Source organism: Mycobacterium sp. (assembly GCF_004298145.1).
In the GTDB taxonomy this organism is placed as follows: Bacteria; Actinomycetota; Actinomycetes; order Mycobacteriales; family Mycobacteriaceae; genus Mycobacterium.
The window spans coordinates 73,014-93,970 of sequence record NZ_SCRH01000053.1 but is presented as its reverse complement, the minus strand read 5'-3'; the positions used below and the strand labels follow the sequence as shown (position 1 = coordinate 93,970).

Annotated in this window: 19 protein-coding genes; 15 read left to right on the top strand and 4 right to left on the bottom strand. The window is 66.2% G+C overall.

The features are described from left to right. The first annotated feature begins 86 nt into the window (after window positions 1-86). Both EPN51_RS22695 and EPN51_RS22690 read left to right on the top strand, forming a co-directional pair. A complete protein-coding gene (locus EPN51_RS22695; protein WP_067246748.1) occupies window positions 87-854 on the top strand; it encodes an SDR family NAD(P)-dependent oxidoreductase in 768 nt (255 codons plus the stop codon). A 168-nt stretch (window positions 855-1,022) separates the two neighbouring features. Further along, window positions 1,023-3,209 (top strand): acyl-CoA dehydrogenase, encoded by a 2,187-nt coding sequence (locus EPN51_RS22690; protein ID WP_293047150.1) that lies wholly within the window; start codon window positions 1,023-1,025, stop codon window positions 3,207-3,209. 27 nt (window positions 3,210-3,236) lie between these two features. Here EPN51_RS22690 and EPN51_RS22685 read toward each other — a convergent pair whose 3' ends face one another. Then, window positions 3,237-3,572, bottom strand: a complete 336-nt coding sequence (locus EPN51_RS22685; RefSeq protein WP_293047148.1) for an OB-fold domain-containing protein — start codon at window positions 3,570-3,572, stop codon at window positions 3,237-3,239. 62 nt (window positions 3,573-3,634) lie between these two features. Between EPN51_RS22685 and EPN51_RS22680 the strand changes: the two genes are divergently transcribed. From EPN51_RS22680 to EPN51_RS22665, 4 genes are all read left to right on the top strand, one after another. Continuing rightward, entirely contained in the window at window positions 3,635-4,828 is a 1,194-nt protein-coding gene (locus EPN51_RS22680; protein WP_293047146.1) for a thiolase family protein, read from the top strand. 22 nt (window positions 4,829-4,850) lie between these two features. After that, on the top strand, window positions 4,851-6,308 hold the full coding sequence (locus tag EPN51_RS22675) for an FCD domain-containing protein (protein WP_293047145.1): 1,458 nt from the start codon (window positions 4,851-4,853) through the stop codon (window positions 6,306-6,308). 140 nt (window positions 6,309-6,448) lie between these two features. Then, entirely contained in the window at window positions 6,449-7,441 is a 993-nt protein-coding gene (locus EPN51_RS22670; protein WP_293047143.1) for a sensor histidine kinase, read from the top strand. Window positions 7,442-7,982: 541 nt separating this feature from the next. Beyond that, entirely contained in the window at window positions 7,983-8,471 is a 489-nt protein-coding gene (locus EPN51_RS22665; protein ID WP_293047141.1) for a homocitrate synthase, read from the top strand. Between the two features lie 19 nt (window positions 8,472-8,490). On the opposite strand, the gene EPN51_RS22660 is transcribed toward EPN51_RS22665, so the two are convergent. Beyond that, complete coding sequence (locus EPN51_RS22660) at window positions 8,491-9,969, bottom strand: cytochrome P450 (RefSeq protein ID WP_293047139.1); 1,479 nt, start codon at window positions 9,967-9,969, stop codon at window positions 8,491-8,493. Window positions 9,970-10,082: 113 nt separating this feature from the next. Here EPN51_RS22660 and EPN51_RS22655 point away from each other — a divergent pair, with 113 nt between their 5' ends. Both EPN51_RS22655 and EPN51_RS22650 read left to right on the top strand, forming a co-directional pair. Beyond that, a complete protein-coding gene (locus EPN51_RS22655; protein WP_293047137.1) occupies window positions 10,083-10,718 on the top strand; it encodes a TetR/AcrR family transcriptional regulator in 636 nt (211 codons plus the stop codon). 37 nt (window positions 10,719-10,755) lie between these two features. After that, window positions 10,756-11,745 (top strand): SDR family oxidoreductase, encoded by a 990-nt coding sequence (locus EPN51_RS22650; RefSeq protein ID WP_293047135.1) that lies wholly within the window; start codon window positions 10,756-10,758, stop codon window positions 11,743-11,745. Here the strand turns inward: EPN51_RS22650 and EPN51_RS22645 are convergent. Both EPN51_RS22645 and EPN51_RS22640 read right to left on the bottom strand, forming a co-directional pair. Further along, window positions 11,680-12,732, bottom strand: coding sequence for a DNA polymerase IV (locus EPN51_RS22645; RefSeq protein WP_293047280.1), 1,053 nt, complete (start codon window positions 12,730-12,732; stop codon window positions 11,680-11,682). The genes EPN51_RS22650 and EPN51_RS22645 overlap by 66 nt on opposite strands. 8 nt (window positions 12,733-12,740) lie before the next feature. Then, entirely contained in the window at window positions 12,741-13,355 is a 615-nt protein-coding gene (locus EPN51_RS22640; RefSeq protein WP_293047133.1) for a TetR/AcrR family transcriptional regulator, read from the bottom strand. A 91-nt stretch (window positions 13,356-13,446) separates the two neighbouring features. On the opposite strand from EPN51_RS22640, the gene EPN51_RS22635 reads away from it, so the two are divergent. The 7 genes from EPN51_RS22635 to EPN51_RS22605 all read left to right on the top strand — a co-directional run bounded on the left by EPN51_RS22635 (window position 13,447) and on the right by EPN51_RS22605 (window position 20,944). Continuing rightward, window positions 13,447-14,001, top strand: coding sequence for an NAD(P)H-dependent oxidoreductase (locus EPN51_RS22635; RefSeq protein WP_293047131.1), 555 nt, complete (start codon window positions 13,447-13,449; stop codon window positions 13,999-14,001). Between the two features lie 538 nt (window positions 14,002-14,539). Further along, window positions 14,540-14,779 (top strand): redoxin NrdH, encoded by a 240-nt coding sequence (locus EPN51_RS22630; protein ID WP_293047129.1) that lies wholly within the window; start codon window positions 14,540-14,542, stop codon window positions 14,777-14,779. Between the two features lie 62 nt (window positions 14,780-14,841). After that, window positions 14,842-15,321 (top strand): class Ib ribonucleoside-diphosphate reductase assembly flavoprotein NrdI, encoded by a 480-nt coding sequence (nrdI, locus tag EPN51_RS22625; protein WP_293047278.1) that lies wholly within the window; start codon window positions 14,842-14,844, stop codon window positions 15,319-15,321. Beyond that, on the top strand, window positions 15,291-17,456 hold the full coding sequence (gene nrdE, locus EPN51_RS22620) for a class 1b ribonucleoside-diphosphate reductase subunit alpha (RefSeq protein ID WP_293047127.1): 2,166 nt from the start codon (window positions 15,291-15,293) through the stop codon (window positions 17,454-17,456). The genes nrdI and nrdE overlap by 31 nt, the downstream gene beginning before the upstream one ends. A gap of 27 nt (window positions 17,457-17,483) precedes the next feature. Further along, window positions 17,484-18,239, top strand: coding sequence for an NUMOD3 domain-containing DNA-binding protein (locus tag EPN51_RS22615; protein WP_293047125.1), 756 nt, complete (start codon window positions 17,484-17,486; stop codon window positions 18,237-18,239). 258 nt (window positions 18,240-18,497) lie between these two features. Continuing rightward, window positions 18,498-19,247: a TetR/AcrR family transcriptional regulator gene (locus tag EPN51_RS22610; protein WP_293047123.1), complete on the top strand. Its 750-nt coding sequence runs from the start codon at window positions 18,498-18,500 to the stop codon at window positions 19,245-19,247. A gap of 155 nt (window positions 19,248-19,402) precedes the next feature. Next, window positions 19,403-20,944 carry an NAD(P)/FAD-dependent oxidoreductase gene (locus EPN51_RS22605; RefSeq protein ID WP_293047121.1) on the top strand — a complete coding sequence of 514 codons (1,542 nt, stop codon included), beginning with the start codon at window positions 19,403-19,405 and terminating at the stop codon, window positions 20,942-20,944. Window positions 20,945-20,957: the final 13 nt, after the last annotated feature.

The window sequence follows — 20,957 nt, the reverse complement described above, 5'->3', positions numbered from 1 at the left end:
CAAGCGTCCGGAGCGGACGCGCTAGCGTGCCTACGTAACGTTACAGATTGCATGGAATCTGACAAGCCTAAAAATGGGAGGTCCGGATGGAGATCAACGGGAAGAAGGTCGTCGTCATCGGCGGCGCGTCGGGAATGGGTCGTGCCAGCGCCGAGCTGCTGCACGAACGCGGCGCGGACGTCGCGGTGCTCGACCGCGAGGGCTCCGACGGCAAGACGGTTGCCGAGGGCATCGGCGGTACCTTCTACCCCGTCGACGTCACCGACTTCACCGGCACCGAGGAGACGCTGCAGGCCGCGGTCGACAAGCTCGGCGGCCTGCATGTCGTGATCACCACCGCGGGTGGCGGCATCGCCAAGCGGACGCTGACCAAGTCCGGCCCGCACGACCTCGAATCCTTCCAGTCGGTGATCGACCTCAACCTGATCGCCACCTTCAACATCAGCCGGCTGGCCGCCGCGCACATGGCGAAGAACGAGCCCGAGGACCCCGACACGGGGGAGCGTGGCGTCATCATCAACACCGCTTCGATCGCGGCCTTCGAAGGGCAGATCGGGCAGGTCGCCTACACCGCCGCCAAGGCGGGGATCGCCGGGATGTGCCTGACCATGGCGCGTGACCTGGGTTCGGTGGGCATCAGGGTGCTGGGGATCGCCCCGAGCCTTTTCGCGACGGGTCTGACCCAGGGCATTCCGGACGAATTCGCGGCGGCGCTGACCAAGGACGCGGCCTTCCCGAAGCGCCTGGGCCGTCCCGAGGAGTACGCCAAGCTGGTGGCCGCCATCGTGGACAACCCGATGCTCAACGGCCAATGCCTGCGGCTGGACGCCGGGCAGCGGTTCGCGCCCAAGTAGCCGCCCCCCGTTGGGGCCCTCCCCGCATTAAGTACACTCTTTAGGCAGCCGCCCCGCTTCCCCTCGAAGCGGGGCAGGCACCCAGCTTCGGCTCCGCGGACCGCGCAGCGGTTCGAGGGGGAGCGGGGCGATCACACCCGGCTGGCATGCGGCGCGAGGAGGGCCCTCATGGGTATCGCATTAACCGACGACCATCGTGAACTCGCCGAGGTGGCTCGCGGGTTCTTGACCGCGCAGAAGGCGCGCTGGGCGGCGCGAGCGCTGCTCGACGCCACCGACGAGCCCCGCCCCGGATTCTGGCAGAACCTCGTCGAGCTGGGGTGGCTCGGCCTGCACGTCGACGAGGAGTACGGCGGCTCAGGGTTCGGGCTGCCCGAACTCGTGGTCGTGATCGAAGAGCTCGGTCGCGCGGTAGCGCCGGGACCGTTCGTGCCCACCGTGATCGCCTCCGCCGTGATCGCCAAAGACGGTACGGCCGAACAGAAGTCGCGACTGCTGCCCGGCCTGGTCGACGGAACCGTCACCGCGGGCACCGGCCTGGACGGCCAGGTACAGATCGCCGACGGTGTCGCGAACGGCGAGGCCGGAATCGTGTTGGGCGCCGGGCTTGCCGAGCTGCTGCTGATCGCCGCGGGCGACGACGTGCTGGTGCTCGAACGCGGCCGCGAGGGCGTCTCGGTCGACGTGCCGGAAAACTTCGATCCGACACGGCGATCCGGGCGGGTTCGTCTGCAGAACGTGCGGGTGTCCGACGACGACATCCTGGCGGGGGCGCGGCAATCGGCGCTGGCCCGGGCCCGAACCTTGCTGGCCGCCGAGGCGGTGGGCGGCGCATCGGACTGCGTCGACGCCGCCGTCGACTACGCCAAGGTGCGGCAGCAATTCGGGCGCACCATCGCCACATTCCAAGCGGTCAAGCATCACTGCGCGAACATGCTGGTGGGCGCGGAGTCCGGGATCGCCGCCGTCTGGGACGCCGCCCGCGCGGCGGGCGAGGACACCTCGGAGGAGGAGGCGCAATTCCGCCTCAGCGCCGCGGTGGCCGCGGCGCTGGCGTTGCCGGCCTACGTCCGCAACGCCGAACTGAACATTCAGGTGCACGGCGGCATCGGCTTCACCTGGGAACACGACGCGCATCTGCACCTGCGCCGCGCGGTGGTGACCACGGCGCTGTTCGGTGGCAGTGGCCCTCAGGCCCCGGCCCGCGACGTCTTCGAGCGCACCGCCGCCGGCGCCGTCCGCGAGAACAGCCTCGACCTGCCGCCCGAGGCTGAAGAATTGCGCACCCGCGTCCGCGCCGACGCCACCGAGATCGCCGCCCTGGACAAGGATGCCCAGCGCGACAAGCTGATCGAGACCGGCTACGTGATGCCGCACTGGCCCAAGCCATGGGGGCGCGCGGCCGACGCCGTCGAGCAGCTGGTGATCGAGGAGGAGTTCCGCGCGGCCGGTATCAAGCGGCCCGACTACGGGATCACCAGCTGGGTGATCCTGACCCTGATCCAGCACGGAACGCCTTGGCAGATAGAACGATTCGTGGAGAAGGCGCTGCGCAAGGACGAGATCTGGTGCCAGCTGTTCTCCGAGCCCGACGCCGGCTCGGACGCGGCGTCCATCAAGACGCGTGCCACCCGGGTCGACGGTGGCTGGAAGATCAACGGCCAGAAGGTGTGGACCAGCGGTGCGCACTACTGCGCGCGCGGTCTGGCCACGGTGCGCACCGACCCCGACGCCCCCAAGCATGCCGGCATCACCACGGTGATCGTCGACATGAAGGCGCCCGAGGTCGAGGTGCGGCCGCTGCGACAGATCACCGGCGGTTCGGACTTCAACGAGGTCTTCTTCAACGACCTGTTCGTGCCCGACGAAGACGTCGTCGGAACGCCCAACTCCGGTTGGACGGTCGCACGCGCGACGCTGGGCAACGAGCGGGTCAGCATCGGTGGTAGCGGGTCGTTCTACGAAGGGCTGGCCGCGCAACTGGTGCAGCTGACCCGGGAACGACCGGATCGGTTGGCGGGCGGGGAAGTTCGGGTGGGGGCGTACCTCGCCGGGGAATCCGCACTGCGCCTGCTGAATCTGCGTCGCGTCGCGCGGAGTGTCGAGGGAGCGGGCCCCGGGCCGGAGGGCAACGTCACCAAGCTGAAGCTGGCCGATCACATGGTGGAAGGCGCCGCGATCATGGCGGCGCTGCTGGGCCCCGAGGTCGCACTGCTCGACGGGCCGGGCGCCCTGGCCGGCCGGCTGATGATGGGGGCCCGCGGCATGGCGATCGCCGGCGGCACCTCGGAGGTGACCCGCAATCAGATCGCCGAGCGGATTCTCGGTATGCCGCGTGACCCGCTGATCAACTAACTTCCGGTTCCTGGCTGCCCGCGCAGATCAAACCGGCGCGAACTGCGGTGCGCCGCCGCCGTCCCGCTCCGGACGGAGCGTGACCGGCATCCCGCAGGTCACCGAATCCGGTTCGCAGCCAACGATATTGGCGGCTACTCGCAGGCCGTTCTGTTCGGCGAGTTCGACGATGGCGATGACGTAGGGGGTGGGGATCTCCGGGTTGTACGGGTGATGGTTGACGGTGTAGGTGAATACCGTGCCGCGCCCGGAGACCTCTCGCGCGACCAGCGATCTCCCGCACTCGCGGCATTCGCCGCTCGCCGGGTGCACCCAGCGCGCACAGTCGTCGCAGTACTCGATGAGCAGCGGCCCGTCTGACACGACGAATACAGTACACTCAATAGATTCGACACGGCGACGGTGTGGTCTGACGGGCGGTGTACATGACGCATTTCGAAAAGGACGCGATCTTGTCCGGCATCGGGATCTCCCGGATCGGCCGTCGCACCGGCATCCCGGGTGTGGAGCTGACGATGGAGGCGGTGCGCGCGGCCATCGAGGACGCCGGACTGACCGCGACCGACATCGATGGCATCGCGACGCTGGGCGACACACCCGCCGAAGACGTCAACGCCCGGCTGCGCATCGAGGCCGCCGACTGCGGGTCTGGTTTCGGCACCGGCGGCCTGCTTTCCCCGGTGATGTCGGCATGTCGCGCGGTCGCCGAACGCCGCGCCCGGCACGTGGTGGTGTATCGGACGATCCAGATGCTCGGCGGCACCGTCCCGGTCAAGCAGGACGAGAACGCCCCCGCCCCGCCGCTGGCGCGGATGTTCGAGACACCCGAAGGCGAGCCGAAGCCCGCCGTCGGCGCGATGGACGACGTCAACGATCTGGTGGCGGCCCACGCCTACTCCGCCGCCAACTGGCTGGCGCTCAATTGCCGTCGCCACATGGAGCTGTACGGGACCACCAAAGAGCAGCTCGGGTGGGTGGCACTGAACGGCAGGCGCAACGCCGCGTTGAATTCCCGTGCGGTGTACCGCGACCCGATGACGATGGCCGACTACCTGGGCGCGCGACTGGTATCCACCCCACTGGGGCTGCTGGACTGCGATGTCCCGATCGACGGCTCGATCGCGGTGGTGGTGTCCCATGCGGAGTACGCCGCCGACTGTCCGCACCGCGCGGTGAAAGTGGCGGCGATCGGCGGATCCGACGGCGCCGGTGGCTGGTTTCACCGCGCCGACTACCCGAAGATGGCGATGTCGGATGCCGCGGCGCAGATGTGGTCACGGACCGAGCTGAAACCGGCCGACCTCGACGTCGCCCAGTTGTACGACGGATTCACGTTTCTCACGCTGGCGTGGCTGGAAGCCCTCGGGGTCTGCGGCGACGGCGAGGCCGGACCCTTCGTCGAGGGCGGGGAGCGGATCGCCCGCGACGGCGTGCTGCCGCTGAACACCTACGGCGGTCAACTCTCGGCGGGGCGCATGCACGGCTACTGGGCACTGCACGAAGGGTGCCTGCAATTGCGCGGTGACGCGGGGGAGCGTCAGGTGTCGCGCCGCCCGGAGGTCGGTGTGGTGTCCGTCGGCGGTGGGCCCGTCGCGGGGTGCATGCTGCTCACCTGTTGAGCCAGAGCGTGGTTGAGCTCAAATGAGTGGGGAGCCGAAAACCGGCCGCGCGGACAAACTGGCTTCGATCCTCGCGCGGGACATCGAAGCGGACATCGTCCGCCGCGGCTGGGCCGTCGGCGAGTCGCTGGGATCCGAACCCGCTCTGCAACAGCGCTTCGGTGTGAGCCGGTCGGTGCTGCGCGAGGCCGTTCGCCTGGTCGAACACCACCAGGTCGCCCGGATGCGCCGCGGCCGGGGCGGGGGCTTGTACATCTGTGAGCCCGACGCCGGGCCCGCCACCCGCGCCGTCGTCATCTATCTCGAATACCGGGGCACGACACTGGGCGATCTGCTCAACGCGCGACTCGTGCTCGAGCCGTTGGCGGCCTCGCTCGCCGCCGAGCGCATCGACGAAGCCGGCATCGCGCGGCTGCGAGCGGTGTTGGACGCCGAGAAACAGTGGAAGCCCGGTCTACCGGCTCCGCGCGACGAATTCCACATCGCGCTGGCCGAGCAATCCAAAAACCCGGTGCTGCAACTGTTTATCAAAGTCTTGATGAGGCTCACCACGCGCTACGCGCTGGCGTCGCGAACGGACTCGGCGACCGAGGCCATCGAGGCGGTCGACCACCTGCACGCCCACCACTCCGAGATCGTCGCGGCCGTCACGGCCGGCGATTCGGCGCGCGCCAAGACGCTGTCCGAGCGGCACGTCGAGTCGGTCACCGCCTGGCTGCAGCAGCATCACCCCGGCGACAAGAGCCGGGGGCGCAAGCGGCGGCGCCGGGTCGATGTCGAGGCGCCCCGGGGCAAGCTGGCCGAACTGCTGGCCGTCACCATCGGCGACGACATCGCCGCCGGCGGCTGGCACGTGGGGTCGGTTTTCGGCACCGAGACGGCCCTGCTGGAGCGCTACCGGGTGAGCCGCGCGGTGCTCCGCGAGGCGGTGCGCCTGCTCGAATACCATTCGATCGCCCGCATGCGCCGCGGACCCGGCGGCGGACTCGTCATCGCCGAACCCGCGGCCCAGGCCAGCATCGACACGATCGCCTTGTACCTGCAGTACCGCGCCCCGAGCCGCGAAGACTTGCGGCGCGTCCGCGACGCCATCGAGATCGACAACGTCACCAAGGTCGTCAAGCGGCTCGGCGAGCCCGAAGTGGCGGCATTCCTTGCCGCGCATCGGCTCGGGTTGCCGGAAAACTCGCAACACACGCCCGAAGAAGTGCGGCAGGCCATCGCGGAGGAGTTCAACTTCCACGTCGGATTGGCACAACTCGCCGGCAACGCGCTGCTGGATCTGTTCCTTCGGATCATCGTCGAGTTGTTCCGCCGGCACTGGTCGACCACGGGGCAGGCGCCACCGACCTGGCCGGATGCGCTGGCCGTCCACCACGCTCACCTGCGGATTGTCGAGGCGCTCGAGGCCGCCGACGAGAGCGTCGCCTGCTATCGCCTCCGTCGTCACCTCGACGCCGCCGCCTCCTGGTGGCTTTAGACGCGCGAGCGAGCGCGATCGAAGTGTCCCGTCCGCACGGTTGTGCCCAAATGTGACCTGTTGCGCCGCATAGGGAAGGCCCATCCGGGGTATTGGAAGGGGGGAAAGGCGACGGCCGATCCAGCAGGGGGTTGGCGTAAGTGATCGAAAGCGAGAGCGCTGAAGTGACGGCGGATACCGAAACCAGACAATACGGTTTCGTCCACTCCGCATTGATTTATCACTCTCAGCAGGAGTTTTTGGACGTGGTGGGCCGCTTCGTCGGCGACGGTTTGGCAGCGGGCGAGGCGGTGCTGCTTGCCGTGCCCCCCGAGACGCTGGCCCTGCTGCAAGGCGGGTTGTACGCCGGTGGCGCGTTGCCCGCCGACGTGCACCTGGCCGACATCACCGTGGTCGCACGGAACCCGAGCCGTTTGATGGCGATGGAGGGCGCGTTCATCGACGAGTACCCGGATCGGCGGGTGCGGATCGTCAGCCAACTCGCTTGGCCGGGCCGCACCGAGGAGGAGTTCGTCGCCTGCATCGAGCACGAAGCGCTGGTCAACACGGGTATGGATGCGTACCCCGCGACAAGCCTGTGCCTCTACGACGCGAGTGCGCTCGGCGATGAGGTCCTGGCCGATGCGCGAGCGACACACCCGCTGCTGTGGAAACGCGGTGCGCTGCAGCACAGCCCGGACTACGCGCCGGGTCAAGTCCTGCAGCGTTGCAACCAACCGTTGGCTGCCAATCCCGGGGCCGTCACCTACATGGTCCGCAAGTCGGCGGACCTTCGGCCCGCGCGGTCTTTCGCCCTCGACTACGCGGGCTGGATGGGGCTCTCCCAGGAGAGCATTGAGGATCTGCAATTGGTCGCCACCGAGCTGGCCACCAACAGCCTGATGTACACGGGGGGCGCCTGCCGGTTGGCCTTCTGGAAGGACGACGAGCATTTGGTGTGCGAGGCACGAGACACCGGACAGTTCGACGATCCGCTGGTGGGCCGCCTCGACCCGGGCCCCCGCGGCCCCGCGAGTCGTGGCCTGTACCTGGTCAACGCCATTTCGGACCTGGTGCGCACGCACACCACCACGACCGGCACGACTATTCAGGCGTATCTGCGGTTCGAGCCGGCGCCGGGCCCGGCGGGATAACAACAAGAGGCCCGCCGGGGACCGCCCCCCACGCAGCGGTCCGGCTGGTCGCTTGTGTTCGACCGTTTAAATGCAGATACCTAGCGCGCTCACGGTGCACCCGCCCGTACCGAGCCCGGTACCGCCGGTGGCTGCAGAAGTCGCACATCCGGTCGGTAGTGTCAACGTCGCGGCCAGCCCGACGGCCGCGACGGCAACTTTGAGGGTCTTCTTGGTGCTCTCCGCCTTCATGAACGTGCCTTTCGGGTGAGGGTAGTTCAACAGTCGTCTAATTGACTGTAGCTCGGCTCATACCCCCCGCGGAGCGTACTTAAACCAAACCTTTCGTATTATTTTCTATATTATTTTGTACGGCCCGTTTGTGCGGTCAGCCGAAGTTGCAGGAGCCGACGGCAGGGGTCTAGTGTCGACGCTCATGCGTCTTCTCGCGCGTTTCGTAGTAGCCAGCACCCGCAGCGGGGTCTGATCCTGACCGACCCCCCGCTGTGGGTCGGAAGCTACTGCCGTCGGTCGTTCCAGTTGACTAGAGAAGACCGGCACGATGACTTTTCCCGAACGGAATCAGCTCCCCAATGTCGACCCGGCCACCGTGTGGTTCGGTAATCGCTTCGGTGTCTCGTTGCCCCGCGGCCTGCGGGAGCAGGCCGACCCCATGTCCTGGGAGACCTTCGTCGCGACTTACGCACGCACCAGCGGCCCGCTGCGGCTAGGCCAGTGGGGGTGCACCGACGCCTCGCGACCGGGCCCGCAGGCCCGCAACTTCCAGGCCGCGATCGCCGTCGGCGACCGCATCAGCACCGCAACCGCGGCTGCCGGCGGGCCGGTCGCGGCCTTGACCGCGATGCTGCACGAGCGCGGGATCGCCGTCGAGATCGTGAGGTTCCATCAGATGCGATCGGAAAGCGACATCGCCACCTTCATCCGGGGCAGCAACGGCGCCCGCACCGAGTGGGCGATGGGCCTCTCGGACGATCCGACGCAGTCGGCACTGCGCGCGGTCATCGCCTGCGCCAACCGGCTGATCGCCTGATCTCGCGCAGGGAACGCAACTAGAGCGGGCGCAGCACGATCGGCATGCCGTCCATCGGAATCGGCATGCCGCCGTAGTCCCACCGCGGCTGATAGCCCGGCCGGGCCAGCTCGATGCGGTAGCGGCGCAGCAGCCGGTGCAACACGGTCTTGACCTCCAGCTGACCGAACAGCATGCCGATGCACTTGTGCGCACCACCGCCGAACGGCGCGAACGCATACCGGTGACTCTTGTGCTCCGAGCGCGGTTCGGCGAACCGCTCCGGGTCGAATTTGTCTGGCTCCGTCCACAATTCGGGCAGCCGATGGTTCATGCCGGGCCAGATGGTGATGTTGGTGCCGGCCGGGATGTAGTAACCCAGCAGCTCGGTGTCCCGAACGGCCTGCCGCATGTTGAACGGCAACGGCGTCACCATGCGCAGCGACTCGTTCATGATCAGTTCGAGCGTTTCCAGCTTCTCCAGCGACTCGATGTCCAGCGGCCCGTCGCCGAGCCGGTCCGACTCGTCGCGCGCCCGCTCCTGCCACTGGGGGTTCGCGGCCATGTTGTAGACCATCGTGGTGGTGATCGACGTGGACGTGTCGTGGGCGGCCATCATCAGGAAGATCATGTGATTGACGATGTCTTCGTCGGTGAAGCTGTTGCCGTCGTCATCCTCGGTGTGGCACAACACCGTGAGCATGTCGTTGCCGGTGGCCTTGCGACGTTCCCGGACGCGCTCGGTGAAGTAGTCCTCGAGCAGCTGGCGGGCCTGCAGCCCGCGCCACCACTTGAACGGCGGGACCGGCTGCCGGATGATCGCGCCGCCCGCACGCGTCGTGATCGTGAAGGCCTGATTGACCTTGGTGACCAGGTCGTGGTCGGTGCCCGGCTCGTGTCCCATGAACACCAGGGACGCGACATCGAGCGTGAGTTCCTTCATCGCCGGGTGGAACAGGAACCGCGCGTCGTTGGTCGGCCAATTGGCGACGATGTCGCTCGCCACCCTGTCGATGTGCTCGACGTAGCCGGTCAGGCGGCCGCGGGTGAAGGCCTCCTGCATGATGCGGCGGTGGTACATGTGCTCGTCGAAGTCCAGCATCATCAGGCCGCGGTTGAAGAACGGCCCGATCACCGGGTGCCAGCCCTTCTGCGAGAAGTCCTTGTTGCGGTTGGAGAACACGGCCTGGGTGGCGTCGGGGCCCAGTGCGGTGACCGCCGGCATGATCGGCGAATCGAGGTAGCTCAGCGGGCCCCGGGTGCGATAGAGATGCAGCGCGTAGTCCGGTCCGCCCCGGAACATCTCGATGATGTGCCCGAGGACCGGGAGGCCGGCGTCGCCGACCACGGGTTTGAGGCCGCTGCCGGCGGGCGGTTCTGCCAGGACCTTCGGCTCCCACTCGTGGGTGAGCAGACGCTTCTCGATCGCCCCCATGCCCGGGATGGTGTTCAGCGTCGGGGTGAACCGGCGCCGCGCCTGGTCCAGCAGGTACTGGGGAGTGCTGATGGTGGCGGTCATAGACGCTCCTTTGCGTGCCCTCGGGTGACAACAGTCACTGATCCATAACCTTCGCTGAAAAACTTGACGGCTGTCAAGTTTGCTTTTTGCGTGGCGTGGTGCAAGGTCAGGGAGTGACCAGCCACCCCGCCAATCCGGAGCCGGGCGCACGACGGCGTGGCGACAAGCAACGCCAGGCGATCGTGCAGGCGGTGCGCGAACTGCTGCAGGAAAAGCCGTTCGCCGAGTTGTCGGTCAGCACCATCAGCCTGCGGGCCGGGGTCGCCCGATCCGGCTTCTACTTCTATTTCGACTCCAAGTACGCGGTGCTGGCGCAGCTGATGGCCGAGGCCACCGAGGAACTCGAAGAACTCACGCAGTATTTCGCCCCCCGCCAGCCGGGCGAGTCGCCCGAGGAGTTCGCCAAGCGGATGGTCGGCAGCGCCGCGGCCGTCTACGCGCACAACGACCCCGTGGTGACCGCCTGCAACGAGGCCCGCCACACCGACGTCGAGATCCGCGACCTGCTCGACCAGCAGTTCGAGGTGGTGCTGGCGCAGATCGTCGCCATCGTCGAGGCCGAGATGAAGGCCGGCACCGCCAGGCCGATCAGCGACGACCTTCCGACACTGATCCGCACCCTGACCGGTACCACCGCGCTGGTCTTGACCGGCGACCCGGTCCTGACCGGATCCGACAGCGATCGTGACCGACGGGTGCGCGTGCTCGAGCGGTTGTGGCTGCACGCGCTGTGGGCCGGCCGTCCCTAGGGCTGGACTGGGTGGTACCGGCGGTATCGTCACCGCCATGGCGCAGAAGGCATCCGGACGGTATTTCGCAGGAAAACGGTGTTTCGTCACCGGCGCGGCCAGCGGCATCGGCCGTGCCACGGCATTGCGGCTCGCCGCGCAGGGCGCCGAGCTCTATCTGACCGACCGCGACTCCGACGGTCTGGAACTGACCGTGGCCGACGCCCGCGCCCTGGGCGCGCAGGTCCCGAAGCATCGGGCGCTGGATATCGCCGACTACGACCAGGTGGCCGCGTTCGCCGCCGACATCCATGCCGCGCATCCGGCCATGGACCTGGTGCTCAACATCGCCGGCGTCTCGGCCTGGGGCACCGTCGACCGGCTGACCCACGAGCAGTGGAGCAAGATGATCGCCATCAACCTGATGGGGCCGATCCACGTCATCGAGACCTTCGTGCCGCCGATGGTGGCGGCGAAGCGGGGCGGCCATCTGGTCAACGTGTCCTCCGCGGCCGGGCTGGTCGCCCTGCCCTGGCATGCCGCCTACAGCGCCAGCAAGTACGGATTGCGCGGCGTCTCGGAGGTGCTGCGCTTCGACCTGGCCCGGCACCGCATCGGGGTATCGGTCGTGGTGCCGGGCGCGGTGAACACCCCGCTGGTGGGCACCGTGGAGATCGCCGGCGTGGACCGCGAGGACCCCAGCGTCGCCCGGTGGATAGGGCGATTCGCCGGCCACGCCGTGTCGCCGGAGAAGGCCGCCGAGAAGATCCTGGCCGGGGTGGCCAAGAACCGCTACCTGATCTACACGTCGGCCGACATCCGGGCGCTGTACGCCTTCAAAAGGCTTGCGTGGTGGCCTTATAGCGTCGCGATGCGCCAGGTGAACGTGATCTTCACCCGCGCGCTGCGGCCCGGCCCGCCGACGATGCAGGCCGTTGCGCGGCCTGCGGAGGAGCCGGGCAATCAGCCCAGCCCGGCGCCGTCAGTCCGGCATGACGAGCTCGAGCCGCACCCCGAGCAAGCGGACCGGCCGGTCGAGGGGGAATAAGTCCAAGACGCGCAGGGCCGCGGCGACGATCGTGTCGCGATCGGTGGTGGGCGCGTCGAGCTTGCGAATCTTGGTGCGCGTGTAGAACGTTGCGGTTCGCACGGTGACCGCCACCCGGGTCACCACCCGCGCTTGGGCCAGCACGTCGTCCAGGGCTTGTTCGGCCAAATCCGTTATGGCCGTGTTCATCTCGGCGCGATCGGTGAGGTCGCGGGGAAAGGTGACGACGTGGCTGCGCGAGCGCGGCACCCATGGCTCGGCGCTGACACCGCTATCGCCGCCGCCCTTGGCCAGCAGCAGCAGCCACAGCCCGGTGCGCGCACCGAACGTGGCCGTCAACAACTCCGCGTCGCTGTGGGCCAGCTGCCAGACCGTCGTAATATCAAGAGCCGCAAGTTTTTCCGTTGTCTTGGGTCCCACACCCCACAGCGCGTCGACCGGCCGGTCGGCCATCAGCGCCATCCAATTGGCATCGGTGAGCACGAAAATACCGGCCGGCTTGGCGAAACCGGTGGCGACCTTGGCGCGCTGCTTGTTGTCGCTGATGCCGACCGAGCACGACAGCCCGGTTTCCGCGGAGATGACGCTGCGGATCTGCTGTGCGGCCCTGCTGGGGTCCTCCGCGTTGACGGCGACGTAGGCCTCGTCCCAGCCCCACACTTCAACCGCATGCCCCAGATCCCGCAGCACGCCCATCACCTGCTCGGACGCCGCGTCGTAGGCGGCCGGGTCGGAGGGAAGGAAGGTCACCCCCGAGTTTGGCGGGCAGCGGCGCGCCGCGGCGCGTAGCGGCATGCCCGCACGCACACCGAATTCCCGGGCCTCATAGGAGGCACAGGTGACCACCTTGCGCGGTTCGCTCGGATCGCCGTTGCCGCCGACGATGACGGGCAGCCCGGCCAATTCGGGGCGACGGCGCAACTCGACCGACGCCAGGAACTGGTCGAGGTCCACGTGCAGGATCCAATCCGGCGCCGGCGCGGGCATGCCGGTGTTCATCGCCCGCAGAGCTTGCGCGCCAGGCTTTCCCACGCGTCGCCCAACGTTGTCAAGGTGTGACCGCGCTCGTGCAGCTGATGCTCCACATAGTCGGTGTCGAGCAACGCGAGCAACGCGTCGGTCTGGGCGTCGAGGTCGCCGGTGGAGTCGGCCGCCTTGAGCAGCACCCGCACATGCGTGCGCAGCACCATGGCCGGTGCGTTGTGCCGGTTTCGTGGGTCGCGGTTGGCGGCGGACAGCAGTTCGCAATGGTCGTGAGCGAACCGGATCCGCTCCCGGCCGAACGCGACCAGCCGGTCGGCCGGCGGCGCGCCTGGTCCCAGGGGCGGCGGCCCGAACAGGAACGCCTGCTGGCTGGCCCGTTCGTCCTCGTCCAGCAACACCATCATCAGGCGGGCGCGGCTGCCGAACCGGCGGAACAGGGTGCCCTTGCCGACGCCGGCCGCCGCGGCGACATCGTCCATGGTGACGGCATCGGCGCCGCGCTCGGCGACCAGGCGGCGCGCCGCGTCCAGCAACAGCGCGCGGTTGCGGACGGCGTCACCACGCTCCTGCGCGGGCAGTTGCGGGACGCACATGGGCAGGTCAGTCAACCGCTCGACGTCGCTCACTCCTGCACTTTAACGCTGCCGGAATAAATCGGACCATAGTCCGCTTAGGTCATGCGAGGATGTAAACCAACGACCGAAGGGAACCGCGAGAGTGGCAATCAAAATCTTGGCGCTAGTGGGAAGCCTGCGGGCGGCGTCGATCAACCGTCAGATCGCGGAATTGGCGGGGACGCTCGCCGCCGACGACGTCACCGTCACGATCTTCGAAGGACTCGGCGAGCTGCCGTTCTACAACGAGGAGATCGACGACGCGATGACCGCCGACGCGCCGCCCCGGGCTCCGGTGGCCGCGCTGCGTGCCGCGGCGGCCCACGCCGACGCCGCCCTGGTGGTCACCCCCGAATACAACGGCAGCATCCCGGCGGTGCTCAAGAACGCGATCGACTGGTTGTCGCGCCCATTCGGCGACGGCGCGCTGAAAGGCAAGCCGCTGGTCGTCATCGGGGGATCGTTCGGCCGGTACGGCGGGGTGTGGGCGCACGACGAGGCCCGCAAGTCCTTCGGCATCGCCGGTGCGCGGGTCGTCGAGTCGATCAAACTGTCCGTGCCGTTCACAACGCTGGAAGGCAGGGCGCCCGCCGAGCACGCCGAGCTGTCGGCGAACGTGCGTGATGTGGTGGGCAAGCTCGCCGCCGAAGCCGGCTGATTGGCGGAAGCCGACAAGCCGGCCGGGAGGCGACCAGCGAGGTTGTCGCCAACGGGTAGCCAAAGCCGCCAGCTTGATCTGGCGGCTTTGCTGGCCGCGGGCTGACCCGCCGCGGTCAGCCGCTCAAAACCGGCTCAAAACGGCAGTGTCGGTGGTCGCTGCTATACCGATACCCAGAGGCGCCTTCGTCTTGGCCTGTGATCTGCGACACGCCGAGGCGGGTGTCCGAAATTATTCGACACAGGCCTTACGACCAGGGAATTTCAGAAATGTTATTCAGAACATCTTGTATCTCGACATCTTGTCAGCCACTAGGTGTAGTGTTTCGATGCACCGGCAGACCCCAGGTTCACCAAGCCAGCCAGGCTCGGTGAACCCCCCGGAATCGGCGCGAAGTGGTCGGAGACAGGTCTTCGACACCGGCCGCCGCACGACGGGAATCTGGGGCCCGGACGGATCGCTGAACCTAGAAAGCAAGCAGTCCACAAGTAGTTGCCAGTCCATTGGGTCCCCCTCTTCCGCAAAGGAGCGGCATTCTATGAGCATCACCGTGTACACCAAGCCGGCATGCGTGCAGTGCAGCGCCACCTACAAGGCGCTGGACAAGCAGGGCATCGCCTACGACAAGGTCGACATCACGCTGGACTCCGAGGCGCGTGACTACGTGATGGCACTGGGCTATCTGCAGGCTCCCGTCGTGGTGGCGGGGAACGACCACTGGTCGGGTTTCCGCCCCGACCGCATCAAGGCGCTCGCCGGGGTGGAACTCAGCGCGTAAGGCAAGACGTTAGGTAAGGAGGTTGCGGCACCATGGACACCACGGGGCGCAACCCAGGTCGGATGAGCGGCGACCCGTCGCGCGCGGGTGCGCCGCGCTTGCGATCGCCACTGGTCTATTTCTCCTCCGTGTCGGAGAACACCCACCGCTTCGTGGAGAAGCTGGGGATTCCTGCCACGCGGATACCGCTACACGGCCGTATCGAGGTAGACGAGCCGTACGTGCTGGTGCTGCCCACCTACGGCGGCGGCCGGTCCACTCCTGACCTCAACGCCGGCGGCTATGTCCCCAAACAGGTCATCGCCTTTTTGAACAATGAGCACAACCGTTCGTTGATCCGCGGCGTCATCGCCGCGGGCAACAACAACTTCGGCGCCGAATTCGCCTACGCGGGCGACGTGATCTCGCACAAGTGCGGCGTTCCGTACCTTTACCGCTTCGAACTAATGGGAACCCAGGACGACGTGGATGCCGTCCGCGCGGGCTTAGCCGATTTCTGGAAGGAACAGACGTGTCACCAACCGTCACTGCAGAGCCTGTAATCGCCGGCACTCATGGGTTGCCCGATGAAACGGATTACCACGCGCTGAACGCGATGCTGAATCTGTACGACGCCGACGGCAAGATTCAGTTCGATCGGGACGTGCTGGCTGCGCGTCAGTACTTCCTGCAGCATGTCAACCAGAACACCGTCTTCTTCCACAATCAGGACGAGAAACTCGACTACCTGATCCGCGAGAACTATTACGAGCGTGAGGTTCTCGACCAGTACTCGCGCAACTTCGTCAAGGCGCTGCTGGACCGCGCCTACGCCAAGAAATTCCGGTTCCCGACCTTTCTGGGTGCGTTCAAGTACTACACCTCCTACACGCTGAAGACCTTCGACGGGAAGCGCTACCTGGAGCGCTTCGAGGACCGCGTGGTCATGGTGGCGCTGACGTTGGCGGCCGGTGACACCGGGCTGGCGGAGAAGCTGGTCGACGAGATCATCGACGGCCGCTTCCAGCCGGCCACCCCGACCTTTTTGAACTCGGGCAAGGCGCAGCGCGGCGAGCCGGTGAGCTGCTTTTTGCTGCGCATCGAGGACAACATGGAGTCCATCGGGCGCTCGATCAACTCAGCGCTGCAGCTGTCCAAGCGCGGCGGGGGAGTTGCGTTGCTGCTGACCAATATTCGTGAGCACGGCGCCCCGATCAAGAACATCGAGAACCAGTCCTCGGGTGTCATCCCGATCATGAAGCTGCTCGAGGACTCGTTCTCCTACGCCAATCAGCTCGGTGCGCGTCAGGGCGCCGGCGCGGTGTATCTGCACGCGCATCACCCCGACATCTACCGCTTCCTGGACACCAAGCGGGAGAACGCCGACGAGAAGATCCGGATCAAGACGCTGAGTCTGGGCGTGGTGATCCCCGACATCACCTTCGAGCTGGCCAAGAAGAACGAGGACATGTACCTGTTCTCGCCCTACGACGTGGAGCGGGTCTACGGCGTGCCCTTCGCCGACATCTCGGTGACCGAGAAGTACTACGAGATGGTCGACGACGCGCGGATCCGCAAGACCAAGATCAAGGCGCGGGAGTTCTTCCAGACGCTGGCCGAGCTGCAGTTCGAATCCGGCTACCCGTACATCATGTTCGAGGACACGGTGAACCGGGCCAATCCGATCGACGGAAAGATCACCCACTCGAACCTGTGCTCGGAGATCCTGCAGGTGTCGACGCCGTCATTGTTCAACGACGACTTGTCCTATGCCAAAGTGGGCAAAGATATTTCGTGCAACCTGGGTTCGCTGAACATCGCCAAGACGATGGACTCGCCCGACTTCGCTCAGTCGATCGAGGTGGCGATCCGCGCGCTGACCGCGGTCAGCGACCAGACGAGCATCACCTCGGTGCCCTCAATCGAGCAGGGCAACAACGATTCCCACGCGATCGGGCTCGGGCAGATGAACCTGCACGGATACCTGGCGCGCGAGGGCATCTTCTACGGCTCCGAGGAAGGCATCGACTTCACCAACATCTACTTCTACACGGTGCTCTATCACGCGCTGCGCGCCTCCAACCGCATCGCGATCGAACGCGGCACGCACTTCAAGGGTTTCGAGCGCTCCAAGTACGCGTCGGGAGAGTTCTTCGACAAATACACCGACGAGGTGTGGGAGCCGGCGACCGACAAGGTACGTCAGTTGTTCGCGGACGCGGATATCCGCATCCCGACGCAAGACGACTGGAAGCGGCTGAAGGAATCGGTGCAGGCGCACGGCATCTACAACCAGAACCTGCAGGCGGTGCCGCCGACGGGGTCCATCTCCTACATCAACCACTCGACGTCGTCGATCCACCCCATCGTGTCCAAGGTCGAGATCCGCAAGGAGGGCAAGATCGGGCGGGTCTACTACCCGGCGCCCTACATGACCAACGACAACCTGGAGTACTACGCCGACGCCTACGAGATCGGCTACGAGAAGATCATCGACACCTACGCCGCCGCCACCCAGCACGTCGATCAGGGACTGTCGCTGACGCTGTTCTTCAAGGACACCGCCACCACCCGCGAGGTGAACAAGGCGCAGATCTACGCCTGGCGCAAGGGAATCAAGACGCTGTACTACATCCGGCTGCGTCAGATGGCGTTGGAGGGAACCCAGGTGGAAAATTGCGTGAGTTGCATGTTATGACGACTCGTCGCTAACGGCGCAGATTCTGTGACCGCCGAACTACCGACAGAAGGCTTCATATATGGGGTCAGGCTCCGATCGGAGTTCGACTATCGCTATGTCGGTCTCACGACCAAATCGGTTGAAATCCGCCTCAAGCAGCATTTCAAAATTGCCCGATCGGGAAGGAAGACTCCGCTTTACGATTGGCTCCGAACGCATGACCTCGACGACGTCATTGCCGACGAACTTGATTCGGTTAAAGGCATTGAAGAACTCGGGCAGGCAGAGATCGACTGGATCGAGCTACTCAGGAGGTACGGGCACCCGTTGCTCAATCTGTCTCAGGGGGGTCTGGGTCCGATGGGGGTCGAGTGGACGGCCGAAATGCGGGAGGCCGCAAGCATTCGATCGACCGGTCGGAAAGGCGTGAGCAGATTCGCTGAAAACAACCCGTTTTACGGCCGGAGTCACAGCCCCGAGCGGCGCGCGCAATGGTCGAAATTACGCAAAGGAAAGAATACCCGAACCGAGAATCCCAATTATGGAAAGTTTGGTGAGGATCATCCGAGCTTCGGGCATTCCATGTCGGAAGAGGCTCGCCAAAGGTTGGCTGAACAGCGACGAGGCCCCGGCAATCCGAATTATGGGCAGCGGGCAAGCGAGGAGACCCGCGCGAAGATGTCGGGAGTGCGTAAGGGACGGCCGATGCCCTCTAGCAGACGTAGTGCGCATACGCGGCACCACACAAATCGGGGAGTCAAGAAGGACACGTGTCAATACTGCATTGAAGACTCGCGTTAAGACCGGCCGGTTGATTGGCCCGTACTGGCGCATCCGCTGTAGGTATTCGCGGCCCGGCCGTTAGGGGGCCTCGTCCACCGTGTACAGCAGTGGATCGGTGGCCGTGTCGTTCTCGCTCATGCTCTCCCGGAATTCCCGCTTATTGACGCCTCTGCGCGGGTGTGAATTGCGCGACGGATTCGCGCCGCGAAATTCACACTCGCAGTAGGTTACCCAGTCTGCCCAGGTCAGAAGCCGCGACGGGGTAAAGTGCGTGAGGTGGTGAGAATGCCTCGACCTGCTAGACCCCATCCGGCTGTCAAGCCGGGGGCCAAGGTCGACGCGCGCAGCGAACGGTGGCGCGAGCACCGCAAGAAGGTGCGCAGCGAAATCGTCGACGCGGCGTTCCGCGCCATCGACCGCCTGGGGCCTGAACTGTCCGTGCGGGAAATCGCCGAAGAGGCCGGCACCGCCAAACCGAAGATCTACCGGCATTTTCACGACAAGTCCGACCTGTTCCAGGCGATCGGCGAGCGGCTGCGCGACATGTTGTGGACGGCGATCTTCCCGTCCATCGACCTGAAAACCGATTCGGCCCGCGAGGTGATCCGGCGCAGCGTCGAGGAGTACGTCACCCTGGTCGACAAGCACCCCAACGTCCTGCGGGTGTTCATCCAGGGCCGCTCGGCGGCCACCCCGCAGTCGACGGTCACCATCCTCAACGAAGGCCGGGAAATCACCCTGGCCATGGCCGACCTGTTCGACAGCGAGCTGCGCGAGATGGAGTTGGACCACGCAGCGGTCGAACTGGCGGCGCACGCCGCCTTCGGATCGGCCGCGTCGGCCACCGAGTGGTGGCTGGGCCCCGAACCCGAGACCCCGCGGCTGATGTCCCGTGCGCAGTTCGTCGCGCACCTGACGACCATCATGATGGCGGTGATCGTCGGCACCGCGGAGACGCTGGGCATCACGATGAATCCCGACCAGCCGATCCACGACGCGGTGGTCAGAAAGCCGGCCGCGGGCTGAGCGAGCCGCGGCGTTGACACCGCCCGGGGCCATCGATAACACTCATCCAAACCGATACCCTGGGTACTGGGTATTTGCGCCAGCCGGGTGGCTACGGCCGAGGATGCCGGCGAGCGCCGACCCGACACTGGCCTGAATAGAAAGACCGATCGACCGTGACCGATGTCGTGACACAAACCGAGACACTGCCGGGGATCAAGGCCCCGAAGCCCGTCCATACCCGGGCCGTCATCATCGGGACCGGGTTCTCCGGGCTGGGGATGGCCATCGCGCTGCAGAAGCAGGGCGTGGGCTTCGTCATCCTGGAAAAGGCCGACGACATCGGCGGCACCTGGCGGGACAACACCTATCCCGGATGCGCCTGCGACATCCCGTCGCACCTGTATTCGTTTTCGTTCGAGCCCAAGCCCGACTGGAAGAACCCGTTCTCATATCAGCCCGAGATCTGGGACTACCTCGAGGGAGTCACCGAAAAGTACGGGCTGCGCCGCTACATGGAGTTCAACTCGTTGGTGGACCGGGCGCACTGGGACGATGACGAGCACCGTTGGCACGTGTTCACCGCCGACGGTCGCGAATACATCGCGCAGTTCCTGATCTCGGGTGCCGGTGCGCTGCACATCCCGTCCATGCCCGACATCGAGGGACGCGACGAATTCACCGGCCCCGCTTTCCATTCCGCGCAGTGGGACCACAGCGTCGACCTGACCGGCAAGCGGGTGGCGGTGATCGGGACCGGCGCCAGCGCGATCCAGATCGTGCCCGAGATCGTCGGGCAGGTCGCCGAACTTCAGCTCTACCAACGCACCCCGCCGTGGGTGGTGCCGCGCTCCAACCCCGAGATCCCGACGGCGGTGCGCGGGGCGATGGAGAACGTGCCCGGCTTGCGCGCACTGGTGCGCCTGGTCATCTACTGGGGCCAGGAGGCGCTGGCCATCGGCATGACCAAGCGGCCCAACCTGCTGAAGTTCATCGAGGCCTACTGCAAATACAACATTCGCCGATCGGTCAAGGATCGGGAGTTGCGGCGCAAGCTGATTCCCAACTACCGCATCGGGTGCAAGCGAATCCTGAACTCCTCCACCTATTACGGCGCGGTGGCCGACCCGAAGACAGAACTGATCACCGACCACATTACGCGGATCACACCCGACGGCATCGTCACCGCCGACGGAACGCACCGGCAAGCCGATGTGATCGTGTACGCCACCGGGTTTCACGTCACCGACTCCTACACCTACGTCCAGATCAAGGGACTGCACGGCGAGGATCTGGTGGACCGCTGGAACCGCGAGGGAATCGGCGCCCACCGCGGGATCACCGTCGCCGATGTGCCCAACCTGTTCTTCTTGCTGGGTCCCAACACCGGGCTGGGGCACAACTCGGTGGTGTTCATGATCGAGTCCCAAATCCGTTACGTCGCCGATGCGATCGCCACCTGCGACAAGCTGGGCGCGCAGGGGCTCGCCCCGACCCGAGCCGCCCAGGACGAGTTCAACGACGAGCTGCAGCGCAGGCTGGGCCCGTCGGTGTGGAACAGCGGCGGCTGCAGCAGCTGGTATTTGGACGAGCATGGTAAAAACACCGTGCTGTGGGGCGGTTACACCTGGGAGTATTGGCGCGCGACCCGCTCGGTCAAGCCCTCCGAATACCAGTTCTACGGCGTGAGCACGGGCGGGCACGCTGCCGCCTCGTGACGGCCGCACATCG

Coding starts and splice junctions, on each gene's coding strand:
- EPN51_RS22690 (WP_293047150.1), top strand. CDS start 1,023: ATGGGTATCGCATTAACCGACGACCATCGTGAACTCGCCGAGGTGGCT.
- nrdI (WP_293047278.1), top strand. CDS start 14,842: ATGAGCGGCGACCCGTCGCGCGCGGGTGCGCCGCGCTTGCGATCGCCA.
- EPN51_RS22680 (WP_293047146.1), top strand. CDS start 3,635: ATGACGCATTTCGAAAAGGACGCGATCTTGTCCGGCATCGGGATCTCC.
- EPN51_RS22650 (WP_293047135.1), top strand. CDS start 10,756: ATGGCGCAGAAGGCATCCGGACGGTATTTCGCAGGAAAACGGTGTTTC.
- EPN51_RS22665 (WP_293047141.1), top strand. CDS start 7,983: ATGACTTTTCCCGAACGGAATCAGCTCCCCAATGTCGACCCGGCCACC.
- EPN51_RS22660 (WP_293047139.1), bottom strand. CDS start 9,969: ATGACCGCCACCATCAGCACTCCCCAGTACCTGCTGGACCAGGCGCGG.
- EPN51_RS22645 (WP_293047280.1), bottom strand. CDS start 12,732: ATGCCCGCGCCGGCGCCGGATTGGATCCTGCACGTGGACCTCGACCAG.
- EPN51_RS22675 (WP_293047145.1), top strand. CDS start 4,851: ATGAGTGGGGAGCCGAAAACCGGCCGCGCGGACAAACTGGCTTCGATC.
- EPN51_RS22630 (WP_293047129.1), top strand. CDS start 14,540: ATGAGCATCACCGTGTACACCAAGCCGGCATGCGTGCAGTGCAGCGCC.
- EPN51_RS22695 (WP_067246748.1), top strand. CDS start 87: ATGGAGATCAACGGGAAGAAGGTCGTCGTCATCGGCGGCGCGTCGGGA.